General features: G+C 72.1%; 9 protein-coding genes. 4 read left to right on the forward strand and 5 right to left on the reverse strand.

The genetic code is table 11. The annotated features are described in order from the left end of the window. A partial coding sequence (locus J0695_RS08225; RefSeq protein WP_206961206.1) for an ATP-binding cassette domain-containing protein occupies positions 1-278 on the reverse strand: 278 nt, incomplete at its 3' end. Positions 279-362: 84 nt separating this feature from the next. On the opposite strand from J0695_RS08225, the gene J0695_RS08230 reads away from it, so the two are divergent. Next, entirely contained in the window at positions 363-1,544 is a 1,182-nt protein-coding gene (locus J0695_RS08230) for a DUF2786 domain-containing protein (RefSeq protein WP_206961207.1), read from the forward strand. On the opposite strand, the gene J0695_RS08235 is transcribed toward J0695_RS08230, so the two are convergent. Beyond that, positions 1,504-2,355 carry an alpha/beta fold hydrolase gene (locus J0695_RS08235; RefSeq protein WP_206961208.1) on the reverse strand — a complete coding sequence of 284 codons (852 nt, stop codon included), beginning with the start codon at positions 2,353-2,355 and terminating at the stop codon, positions 1,504-1,506. The genes J0695_RS08230 and J0695_RS08235 overlap by 41 nt on opposite strands. 57 nt (positions 2,356-2,412) lie before the next feature. Further along, a complete protein-coding gene (locus tag J0695_RS08240) occupies positions 2,413-3,324 on the reverse strand; it encodes an NADP-dependent oxidoreductase (RefSeq protein ID WP_206961209.1) in 912 nt (303 codons plus the stop codon). Between the two features lie 143 nt (positions 3,325-3,467). On the opposite strand from J0695_RS08240, the gene J0695_RS45125 reads away from it, so the two are divergent. After that, positions 3,468-4,712, forward strand: a complete 1,245-nt coding sequence (locus J0695_RS45125; RefSeq protein WP_206961210.1) for a helix-turn-helix transcriptional regulator — start codon at positions 3,468-3,470, stop codon at positions 4,710-4,712. A gap of 95 nt (positions 4,713-4,807) precedes the next feature. Beyond that, positions 4,808-6,484: a bifunctional 3'-5' exonuclease/DNA polymerase gene (locus J0695_RS08250; protein WP_206961211.1), complete on the forward strand. Its 1,677-nt coding sequence runs from the start codon at positions 4,808-4,810 to the stop codon at positions 6,482-6,484. 183 nt (positions 6,485-6,667) lie between these two features. Here J0695_RS08250 and J0695_RS08255 read toward each other — a convergent pair whose 3' ends face one another. Next, entirely contained in the window at positions 6,668-7,897 is a 1,230-nt protein-coding gene (locus J0695_RS08255; protein ID WP_242552371.1) for a hypothetical protein, read from the reverse strand. An 85-nt stretch (positions 7,898-7,982) separates the two neighbouring features. After that, a complete protein-coding gene (locus J0695_RS08260; RefSeq protein ID WP_206961213.1) occupies positions 7,983-8,492 on the reverse strand; it encodes a SigE family RNA polymerase sigma factor in 510 nt (169 codons plus the stop codon). 205 nt (positions 8,493-8,697) lie between these two features. On the opposite strand from J0695_RS08260, the gene J0695_RS08265 reads away from it, so the two are divergent. Beyond that, the gene (locus J0695_RS08265) at positions 8,698-11,952 is read left to right on the forward strand and encodes a S8 family peptidase (protein ID WP_206961214.1); all 3,255 of its coding nucleotides are present in this window, start codon (positions 8,698-8,700) and stop codon (positions 11,950-11,952) included. Positions 11,953-12,002: the final 50 nt, after the last annotated feature.

Consider the following 12,002-nt stretch of genomic DNA (forward strand, 5'->3'; position numbering starts at 1 on the left):
TTGAACGCCTGGAAGACGAAGCCGATCCGCTCCCGCCGCAGCAGCGTCAGCCGGCGCTCGCTCAGACCGGTCAGCGGTGTGCCGCCGATCTCCACCACCCCCGACGTCGGCCGGTCGAGCCCGGCCGCGCACTGCAGCAGAGTCGACTTCCCCGACCCGGAGGGCCCCATGACAGCGGTGAAGGTCCCGGCCCTGAAGTCGAGATCGACCCCGTCCAGGGCGGTGACGTCGCGGTAGACGCGACGGACGGCGGTGAGCCGTACGGCAGTTGTGTCCATGCCCCAAATCCAACCGCCGCAGCGGCCCCCGATCACGACCACCAGCGGGCGTCTGCGAGGTAGGCCCAGCCCTACCCTTGCCTTATGCACAAGGTGATCGACCAGGCGTTCGCAGCCGCGCTCTACTCCGAAGGCGTCGAGGGCCTGGACACCGGAGCCTCCCTCCTCGCCGCCGATCCGACGGCCGACGAGGCGCTCGGCCGGCGCGGCGAGGAGTTCGTCCGGCTGGCCTGGGCGCGGGGCTGGGAGCCTGCCGATCTCGTACGGATCGTCCGCCGCGACCTGGAGCCCGGCCATGGACAGCTGCTCGCCGCACTGATCATTTCGGAGGTACGGGGCTACGACCGCCTCCCGCCCCGCTGGCAGCCCCAGCTGGACTCCGTCGACCCCGCGCCGTACCGCGCGAGCGACCGCTTCTCCCGGTCCACGGCGCTCCTCGAGCTCTACCGGCTGCTGCTCCGCCTCCCCTCGATCGAGCCTGTCGGCCCGGCGCCGGGGGCCACGCCTCTCCACGTACAGCAGCCGCACCATCACGCCGAACCGCGCATGCTCGGCCGGATCCGGGCGCTGCTCGCGAAGGCCGAGGCGACCGGGTTCCCCGAGGAGGCCGAGGCGCTCAGTGCCAAGGCGCAGGAGCTCATGGCGCGGCACAGCATCGACGAGGCGCGGCTCTCCGCGCACGCACATGACCCGGACGCGCCCACCGCCTGCCGCATCGGCGTCGACGCACCGTACGAGACGGCGAAGGCGATCCTGCTGGACGCGGTGGCGACCGCGAACCGCTGCCGCGCCGTCTGGAACGGGGCCTGCTCCTTCAGTACGGTCGTCGGTTTCGAACCCGACCTGGAGGTGACGGAGCTGCTCTACACCTCGCTCCTCGTCCAGGGCACGGCGGCGATGACCAGGGCGGAGGCGGGCCAGCGGGCAGGCGGCCGCAAGCGCACCAAAACGTTCCGCCAGTCCTTCCTGATGGCGTACGCGAGCAGGCTCGGCCAGCGTCTGACGGAGACGACCGAGCAGGTCACGGCGGCCGAGGCGGACGGCAGCCTCCTCCCCGTGCTGGCCGCCAGGGACGTGGCGGTGGAGGCGAACGCGGACCGGATGTTCCCGCGGACGACCACGACCCGGGTACGCGGCGCGACGGACTACGAGGGCTGGGAGCACGGGACGGCGGCGGCGGACGCGGCGCACGTACAACAGCCCGGCGGCCCCGGCGGCCCCGATGTCAGAGGGAAGCTGCTGCCGCCCGGTCGAGGAACTCCGTGACGGTCCGGGTGAAGAAGGCGGGGTCGTCCAGCCAGGGGAAGTGGCCGGCGCCCGGCTGGACGGTCAGTTCGGATGTGGGGAGCAGCTCGGCGATCGCGGCGGCGACCTGGGGGCGCGGTCCGCTGTCCACCTCGCCTGCGATCAGCAGGACCGGTGCGGTCAGGGAGGAGAGATCCGCGAGCGGGTCGAAGGCTCCGGCGGCGGCGTACGCGTCCGCGGCCTCCTCGTTGGTCTGCTCGACCTCGTGCGCGGCGTGCGCCTGGGCCGCCGCGTCCCAGCGGCCGTAGAAGAAGGGCACAGCCGCGTCGAAGTCGGCGTCCGCCGCCGTCCCGTCCCAGATCCGGTCGAAGCCCTCGCGGGCGCCCTCGTACCAGGGCTCGGACTTCCGCAGGTCGGCCGCCTCGTGGCGGTGTCCGACGGTGAAGTCGACGCCGAGGGCGCGGGCCCGCGCGGTGACCAGGGTGAGGGAGTTGACGCGCTGCGGGTACGCGGCCGCGTACAGCAGTGCCAGATCACCGGCGGCCGAGTGCGCGAGCAGGTCGACACGCTCCAGTCCGAGGTGTGCGCGCAGCGCCTCGACGTCGGCGACCTGCCGGTCGACGCGGTACGTCGCCGGGTCGGCCGGGAAGGACGAGTCGCCGGTGCCGCGCGAATCCAGCAGGACCAGCCGCCGGTGGGACGCGAGACCGCCCAGGTCGCCGAGGTAGGCGGAGGCGCGCATGGCGCCGCCGGGCAGACAGAGCAGGGGCTCGCCCTCACCGACCGTGTGGTGGGCGAGGACGGTCCCGTCGGGCGCGGTGAAGGTCGGCATGGCGCCATCCTCGGCGCAGCTCGCCGATCATGGCAAGGCCTGTAGCCGGGTCTGCGCCTACGGCTTCAGGACCAGCTTCCCGCGCCCGTGCCCCTCCTCGCTGAGCTGCTGTGCCTTGGCCGCGAGTGCGAGCGGGAACACCTCCGCCACCTGCACCTTCAGCTTTCCGTCCGCGACGAGACGCGCCTGCTCTGCCAGGCCCACCGACCGGTCGGCGGTGGACTCCCCGGTGAAGACCACCCCGTGCTCCGCCGCCGACATCGGGTCCAGGATCGTGACGACACGGTCCGTGGCCCCGCCGCGCGCCTCGATCAGGGCCGGGAGGTCCCCGTGGCCCGCCGCCTCGAAGACCGCGTCCACACCCTGGGGAGCGGCCTCCCGTACGCGCTCCGCCAGTCCTTCCCCGTACGCGACCGGAATCGCGCCGAGCGCGCGCAGCACCTCGTGGTTGGCGGGCGACGCCGTGCCGACGACCTTCACCCCGCGCGCCACCGCCAGCTGGACGCCGACCGATCCGACCGCCCCGGACGCGCCGTGCACCAGCAGCGTCTCGCCCTCGCGGACGGCGAGGAGGTCCAGTACGCGCTGGGCCGTCTCGCCCGCCACGGGCAGGGCGACCGCCGTCTCCCACGCGAGACCGGCGGGCTTGGGGGCGAATTCAATGGCGAGTGCGTACTGCGCGTATGAGCCGGTCTCGCTCCAGCCCAGCACCTCGTCGCCGACCGCGACACCGGTGACGCCCGCGCCGATCTCGTCGACCGTGCCGGCCACCTCCAGGCCGGGGGTGGCGGGGAGTTCGGTCGGGAAGGCGGCCTGCATCCAGCCGTGACGGATCTTGTAGTCGACCGGATTGACGCCGGCCGCCGCGACCTTGACACGGATCTGCCCCGGACCCGCGTGCACCTCGTCGATCTCCTTGAGGTGCAGGACCTCAGGACCGCCGAACTCCTCGAAAACGATCGCTTCCATGCTGTGCCTCCGTGTGGCCCGGTGTGATGGGTGCAGGTCCCAGCATTGATCGTCGCCGCTCACGGACCGGCCCGCCTTTCGGACAGTTCCACCTGTCCGGAAGGCCAGGGCCCAGGCCGGGCCCCGACCGTAGGCTGGAGCGCATGGACCGCATCACGCTCGCCTCCGTCGTGGCCGTCGTCGAAGCGCCTCTCGGCGACATGCTGGGACAGATCTCCGCCGCGGTGGCCGGGCTCGTGCCGCACCACACCGCCGCCGAGCTGTCCCCGCACTGCACGCACACACCGCTCAAGCTGTACGGCGATCCCGCGGTCACCGGCCGGATCACCGGCGGCGAGATGGACCGGATCGCCGCCTCGGCGACGGCGGGGGCGCCCTGGGAGGGCCTGGCCCTGATCGGCGGGCAGGAGCGCCCGGTGCTCGTCGTCGCCAGCGACAGGACGCCCAAGGGGGCGACGCTCGTTCTCGTACGGGACGAAGGTGCGCCGGTGGCCGGGCTCGACGACGTACAGGCGCTCTGGGACATCGTCACCGCTCACTCCGAGCGGTTCACGACGGAGGCCATCCCGGTGAACATGGCCCGTTCCCGGGCCACCGCGTCCGAGCGGGCGCGGATCATCGCCGAGCTCGGGGACGCGCACGCGGCCGCGCTGACCGGGCTGCTCGGGGTGTTGCGCAGCCGGGAACTGGACGACAGGACGGCCAGGGCGCGCGCCACGGACTACGCGGTGACCGCCCTCCTCGAACAGCGGGCCGAGGCCGAGCGCGACAAGGCGCTCACCGAGGAGCCCGCGGACAAGGCCTTCGCGCGGCTGGCGGACTCCCTGGCCCCACTGCTCCGGCACAGTCCCGTACGGCTGGAACTGGGGCCTCCGGTCGAGGAGGCGGGCCGCCCGGTCCCCGCCAACGAGGCGCACGCGCTGCGGGCCGTCGGGCGCGCGGTCGTGCTGGCCGTCCTGGAACAGGCCCCGCTGCAGCGCATCCATGTGGGCTGGCAGGTGGCGGGGAACGAACTGCGCGCGACCGTAAGGGACGACGGCCCCGGTGAGCTCTCGTTCTGCTCGCTCTCCGTGCACCGGGTCACCGAACGGCTGGGCGCGGTGGGCGGCAGGGTGACGATCGACGCGGTGCCGGGATGGGGGACGACGGTCACGGCGGTCGTCCCGCTGGGGACGCCGGCGCCCGCGGCCGTCGATCCGCTGGGCGAGCTGGGGACACGGGAGCTGGAAGTGCTCGGACACCTGGCGCAGGGGCAGCGCAACCGGGCGATCGCCGAGGAGCTGCACATCAGCGAGTCGACAGTGAAGTTCCATGTGGCGAACATCCTGACCAAGCTGGCGGTCGGCTCGCGGGGTGAGGCGGCGGCACGCTTCCGCGCTGCTGCCTGAGGGATCCGGCTGAGCGGTCCGGCTGCGCGGTCCGGCTGCGCGGTCCGGCTTAGCGGTCCGGCCGATTGTCAGTGGCGGGTGCCAGACTCGATTGCATGATCGAGCGCTGGGCCGTCGCGGCGGTCGAGGGCGGCGGGGCACAGCTCGCACCCCTCGGCCCCGGCGGGCTGCCCGCGGGCCCCGTCCTGTACGAGCCGGACCTCGTCGAGGCGGTCCGCTCCCGCCCCGGGGTGGGCCGCTGGGTGTGGCGCTCGACGTACGACATCTATCCGCGGCTGCTCGCCGCCGGGGTGCGCGTCGAGCGGTGTTACGACATCGAGGACGCGGAGCTCCTGCTGCTCGGCCACGAGGGGCGCCTGGGCGAGCCGCGTTCGGCCGCCGCCGCCTGGGCGCGGCTGCACGATCGCCCCGTACCGCCCGATCCGCCGCCCCGCTCCGCCGAACCGGGCTCGCAGTCCTCCCTCTTCGAACCGCAGCCGGTCGCCGTCCCCTTCGACGCGCTCCTGGAGGTGTACGCGGACCAGCTGCGTCGGCACGATGCGGCCCAACACCCGGACCGGATGCGGCTGTTGACGTCATCCGAGTCGGCGGGGATGCTCGTCGCCGCCGAGATGAGGGTCTCCGGTCTGCCCTGGTCCGCGGACGTCCACCGCAGCGTCCTGGACGAACTCCTTGGCGAGCGGTACGCGGGCGGGGGCGAGCCGCGCCGCATGGCGGAGCTCGCGGACGAGGTGTCGGCGGCCTTCGGGCGGCGGGTGCGTCCTGAGCTGCCCGCCGATGTGATCAAGGCCTTCGGGCAGGCCGGGATCAGAATCAAGTCGACGCGGAGATGGGAGATCGAGGGGATCGACCATCCGGCGGTGGCACCGCTCATCCAGTACAAGAAGCTCTACCGCATCTGGACCGCGCACGGCTGGGGCTGGCTGCAGGACTGGGTGCGCGAGGGGCGCTTCAGACCGGAGTACCAGCCGGGCGGGACGGTCTCCGGCCGCTGGACGACCAACGGGGGCGGGGCACTTCAGATCCCGAAGGTGATCCGGCGGGCGGTCGTCGCGGACGAGGGATGGCGTCTGGTGGTGGCGGACGCCGACCAGATGGAGCCGCGCGTCCTGGCCGCGATCTCGCGTGACCGGGGCCTGATGGAGGTCGCGGGGAGCGAGCAGGACCTGTACGCGCGCCTCTCCGACCGGGCGTTCAGCGGCGACCGCGACCACGCCAAGATCGCACTGCTCGGGGCGATCTACGGGCAGACGTCGGGGGACGGCCTGAAGAACCTCGCCGCGCTGCGGCGGAGATTCCCTGCGGCGGTGGCGTACGTGGACGACGCGGCGAAGGCGGGCGAGGAGGGCCGCCTCGTCAGGACCTGGCTGGGGCGGACAAGTCCGCGGGCCGCGGGGGCGGAGGAGAACGACGAAGCGGGGATTCCGCAGGACGGGTCGCAGGGCGGGACGGTCCCCGGCCACGCCTCGAACGACGCGCGGGCGTGGGGCCGCTTCACCCGCAACTTCGTCGTCCAGGGCTCCGCGGCCGACTGGGCCCTGCTGATGCTGGCGGCGCTGCGGCAGACGATCGCGGGCGCGGGGCTCCGGGCGGAGCTGGTCTTCTTCCAGCACGACGAGGTGATCGTGCACTGCCCGGAGCAGGAGGCGGAGGCCGTGGTGAAGGCGATCCGCGAGGCCGGGGACGCGGCCGGACGGATCGCCTTCGGCGAGACACCGGTGCGGTTCCCGTTCACGGCGGCGGTGGTGACGTGCTACGCGGATGCCAAGTGAGCGGAGCCCCAGGACGACCCCCGCCCTGGGGCTCCGCCCCAGACCCCGGTCCTCAATCGCCGGACGGGCTATAAATAGCCCGTCAAGGGGGTCCCCCCTGCTCGAGCGAAGCCGAGAGCTTGGGGGAGATTGAGGACACGCGGCCGAAGGTCGCGGCCGGGGGGCCAAGGCGCACCCCGCCCCCTACTTGAGCTTGCGCCACATCGGGTCGATGGCGATCTTCTTCAGCGCCGCAAGTGTCAGCGCCGGCTCCGCCCGGGTCGCAGCAGAAGCCTGGTTGTTGGAGTTGAACGCGGAGATCACCACCCGGAACCCGTCGGGCCCCACCGCGTCGGCCGTCCACTGCACGACACCCGCGCCCCCCTTCTCGCCCGCCTGCTTGCTCAGCCCCAGCACAGTGGCGTCGGGCAGCGTCGTGACATCGCCCCGGGGCGTGACGTCGGACATGTTCCGCTGGACGTTGATCTGGACGAAGCTCGCACCCTTCCCGTCGTCGACCACCACGAAGGCGTACCCGTCCTGGCCCCCCTTGCCGGCGACCTTCAGGTTCAAGGGCAGCGACTTGATCAGCGCCCTCTCGACGGACACCGCGCCCGGCTCGCCCTCAACCTTCCCCGGGGTCCCCCCGTCGGCCGGCTTGCCCGACAGCTTGAGCGCCGCCAGGATCGGCTTCCACTCCTTCGCCGTGACGAGAGCCTTCAACCGGGCCGAGGACAAGGGCGGTTCGGGCCGGGTGATCGGGGCCCCCTTCTCCGCAGCGGAGTTCCACTCGCTGACGTCGACGTGGTAGCCCTTGGGCGTGACCAGCGTGGCGGTCCAGTCCTTGGTCTCGGCCCGGTGGTCCGGGTACTCGTACCCCTTGTAGATCTTCAGCCAGGAGCCGTCGGGCAGCGTCTCCGCCGTGCAGGAGTCCCGCGTGTCCTGCGTCGCGCTCTGACAAGCGGACTCCTCCTTGAACGCCGCGACCGAAGCAGGGTCGATCCGGTCCACACCCAGCGAGATCGCACCCTTGCCCTTGCCGTCGTCGAACACCCCGTACGCCACCGGAGGGAGCTCGCTCTCCGTTCCGCGCCCCTCCGTCTGCGTGAGTTCTCCGCCCGGGAGAAGGGACTTGAGAGTCGAGACCATCTGATCGCCCGTGACCGCGAGCGGCGTGGGCTTGGACGGCCCCGCCACCGAAACACCCTTCGTGCCGCCCGCGCCACCGCTGTCGAGCAGCCCGCCTGCGTACGCCCCGCCGAACCCGACCAGGGCCAGCGCGACCACGCTTCCGGTGACGGCCGCCGTGCGCCGGCGCCGTACGGTACGGCGGCCTCGGCGCAGGCCGGCCTCGACCAGGTGGGGTGAGTCGTCGGGGCGGAAACTCTCCCCGGTGCGGCGGAGCGACTCGCCGAGCTCGTCTTCAAATGGCATGGCAAACCTACCCATTCGCGTAGATACGAAATGAAAGCTTCAGAGTCAGGAGCGGTCGCGGTCGCGGTCGCGGTCGCGGTCGCGGTCAGAGTGCGGCGAACTCCGACAGACTGCCGCCGAGTTGCTCACGCAGCTTGGCCAGCGCTCGCACCGCACGCGTCCGTACGGCGGCCGAGCTGACGTGCAGCGCGTCGGCGGTCTCCTCGATGGACCGGTCCTCCCAGTACCGCAGCACCACCACCGCCCGGTCCTTCGGCGCGAGGCGCGCCAGCGCATCGAGCAGCGCCACCCGCAGCGCGGGGTCGTCGCCGGCCGCCGCCCCTTCGGGCACTTGGCCGACCGGGCGCTCCGTGGCCGAGCGCCGCCGCTGGTGGGCGAGGAAGGTCCGTACGAGAACGGTCTGGGCGTAGCCCGCCGGGTTGTCGATCCGCGCGATCCGCCCCCAGAGGGCGTACATCCGGCCCAGCGTCTCCTGCACGAGGTCCTCGGCGAGGTGGGTGTCGCCGCTGGTGAGCAGACAGGCAGACCGGTAGAGATGGCCGGCCCGCCCGGCCGCGAACTCGCGGAAGTCGTCCGTGCGGGACTGTCGCCTCATACGCTTTCTGTCCTCCCCCTGTACGGCCCCTGTGCGGCCCTACATCTATCTGATGCGGCGGACCCCCGGGAATGTTTCACCCCGAGGGAAAAGACGCACGCGGCGGAAATCCGCCAGGGCGGCAAACCGCCATCCGCGGACGCGCGGTGGAGGTCGGGGCGCATGGCAGGGTCTGTGCCCCCTGAACCTGTCCACGGAGGACGCTTTGAGACCCCTCGCGCGTGCGGCACTGGCTGCCGTAGCCGTTTGTACGGCGCTCCCGCCCGGCATCGCCACAGCCGCCGGCCCACCTGACTCCGCGACCACAGCCGCAACCGCGACCGCGACCACGTCCCAGGAGATACCCGCCGGCCTCACCGGCGGCCGTACCGTCACCCTGGTCACGGGGGACAAGGTGACCGTCTACCCCGGCCCCGACGGCAGGCAGTTGACCTCCGTCGAGCCCGCGGAAGGCCGCGAGTCCCTCCCCTTCGCGACCGTACGGGGCAAGGACGGCCACACCTCCGTCACCCCCGCCGACGCACAGCCGCTGATCGCCGAACAGCGCGTGGACCCGCGCCTCTTCGACGTCACAGGCCTGCTGTCGATGAAGTACGGGGACAAGGACCGCACCACTCTCCCGCTGATCGCGGACGGCGCACCCAAGTCCAGCCCCGCGGCGGCCCGTTCACTGCCCGCGGTCGGCTTCACCACCGGCGCGGTGAAGAAGGCGGACCTGGACACGGTCTGGTCGCAGACCCTCAAGGGCGAAGGCCACCTCTGGCTGGACGGCAGGCGCCGGACGCTCGACGAGACCAGTACGAAGCAGATAGGCGCCGACAAGGCGTGGGCCAAGGGCCTGACCGGCAAGGGCGTCACGGTGGCCGTCGTCGACACCGGCGCGGACACCACCCACCCCGACCTCGCGGGTGCGATCGTCGCATCGAAGGACTTCACCGGCACCGACGAGAAGGACGGCAACGGCCACGGCACGCACGTCGCCTCGACGATCGCGGGCCGCGGCACCAAGCACCCCTCGGTCGCGCCGGGCGTCTCGCTCGCCATCGCCAAGGTCCTCAACTCCCAGGGCCAGGGCACGGATTCGACCGTGCTGGCCGGTATGGCGTGGGCGGCCAAGGACGCCAAGGCAAAGATCATCAACATGTCGCTGGGCGGTACGGACACCCAGGGCACCGACCCCCTCGAAGCGGCAGTCGACGAACTGTCGCAGTCGACGGGCGCACTGTTCGTGATCGCGGCGGGCAACGACGGCCGCAAGGGCGACCGTACGGTCGGCTCCCCCGGCAGCGCGGACTCCGCGCTCACGGTCGGCGCCGTCGACTCCACCGGCGCCCTCGCCGACTTCTCCAGCCGCGGCCCCCGTATCGGCGACTACGGCGTCAAGCCGGAGATCGCGGCCCCCGGCGTCGGCATCATCGCGGCCCGCGCGGCCGGCACCAACCTGGACACCCCGGTCGACGACCTCTACGAGGCGGCCTCCGGGACCTCCATGGCGACCCCGCACGTGGCGGGCGCGGCGGCGATCCTCGCCCAGGAGCACCCGACCTGGAGCGGCGCGCGGCTCAAGGACGTGCTGACGGGGTCCGCCTCGGCGGACTCGTACACCCCGTTCCAGACGGGTGCGGGCCAGCTCGACGTGGCGGCAGCGGTGGAGTCCACCATCACGGCGGACCCGGCGAACACCAGCACGTACGTCAAGTACGGCACCAAGTCGGCTACGAAGACGGTGACTTACACCAACACTTCCGCTCGCACAGTGACCCTCCGACTCTCCGAGGACGCACCGGCGATCAGGACCGACGACCGCTCGGTCCGGGTCCCCGCGCACGGCTCGGCGAGCGTCCGGCTGGAGATCGGCGGCAGGGGTACGAAGCCGGGTGCGTACAGCGGCACCCTCACCGCGCGGGGCGGCGGCCAGACGGTCCGCACGGTCCTCGGCGCGTACATCGAACCGGAGGCGGGCGACGTCACCGTCAACTTCCTTGATTTCGCGGGCAGTCCGGTCCCGGACCAGGCCTGGTCGATCATCAACATGAAGACCGGTGAGGCGGACGCGGTCATCGCGCCCGAGGGCACCGGCACGGTCCATCTGCCCGCGGGCAAGTACACGATGCCGGTGTACCTGCGCATCAAGGACCTCACCGGCAAGTCGGTGGCCGTGATGGCGAACGTCCCGGTGACGGTGAAGGCGGGCACCCAGACGGTCACCGTCGACGCCCGTACGACGTCCAAGCTGGATGCCGTACTGGACGACGACCCGAACGCGAAACTCACCCAGCAGACCCTGGACCTGAACCGCCGGATCGGCGACATCGAGGTCGACTGGCAGACCAGTGTGTCGCCCACGACGGTCACCATGGTCCCGCCGGCGAAGGCCCCCGGCCTGGTCTTCCACCACCACTCGACGCTGATCCCCGGCTCCAAGAGCGTCACGCAGAACTGGCGCGCGGACACCCTGGACGTCCGCAAGGGCGAGGTCCCCGCGGACCTGGCGCACCACGCGAGCCTCGCCACCCTGACGCACACCAAGTCGGCGTACCGGGGCACCGCCCTGGTCTCGCAGGGCATCGCCCTCCAGATGGGACCGGTCTACCCTGGCTCCGGCTCCGTCCGGCTGATCCGGTCCACCATCGCGTCGGGCGCGAACTTCACGCACTACGTGGAGAACGCCGAGCCCGGCCTGCAGTGGGACCGCATCATCGGCATGAACAGCTACACGGGCGGGGTGTACGGCACCATCGACATCCGGCCGCTGACCGACGGCTACCAGGAGGCCTTCGGCAACTCCGCCTTCGGTCCGGTGATCGCCTCCGGTGAAGCGGTGCGCCAGGGCGACACGGCGACGGTCACCGTGCCGAACATGATGGCCGACCCGACCCCGGGCCGCCGCGGAGTCTCCAGCGGCAGCAGCGCCCTCACCCTGTCCCAGCAGGACGGCACCCCTATCGCGTCCTTCGAGGGCGTGGACGCGGTACCGGCGCTCACCGCCCAACTCCCGTCCGCCAAGGGCACGTACACCCTCACCCTCGACCAGACCCGCGACGGCTGGCCCCTGCCGAAGAGCGGCCACGTCACCACCGACTGGACGTTCCTCTCGCGCCACACCCACGGCAAGATGGCGCAGGACCTGCCGCTCAACTCCCTGCGCATCCGGCCGGAGGGCCTGGACAACGGCAACGGCAACGGCGTGCCCTCGGGCTCGCCCACGACGCAGGTCACCGTGAGCGCCGTCGGCGGCCCCGCCGTGAGGACCCTCAAGGCCGAGGTCAGCTTCGACGACGGCACGACATGGACGACCCTCCCCGTCTCCCGCAACGCCGACGGCACCTGGACGACCACGGTCACCAACATCAAGGACGAGGCGGCACTGCACACCGCCGCGACCCTGCGCATCACGGCGCAGAACAAGGAGGGAGGCTCGGTCACGCAGACCGTGCACAGCGCGTACGAGATCCGCTGACCGGACCCCGCGGCACGACCAGGGCGCCCCGCCGGACTCCGGCGGGGCGC

The organism is Streptomyces beijiangensis (assembly GCF_017315755.1).
Taxonomy (GTDB): Bacteria; Actinomycetota; Actinomycetes; order Streptomycetales; family Streptomycetaceae; genus Streptomyces; species Streptomyces beijiangensis.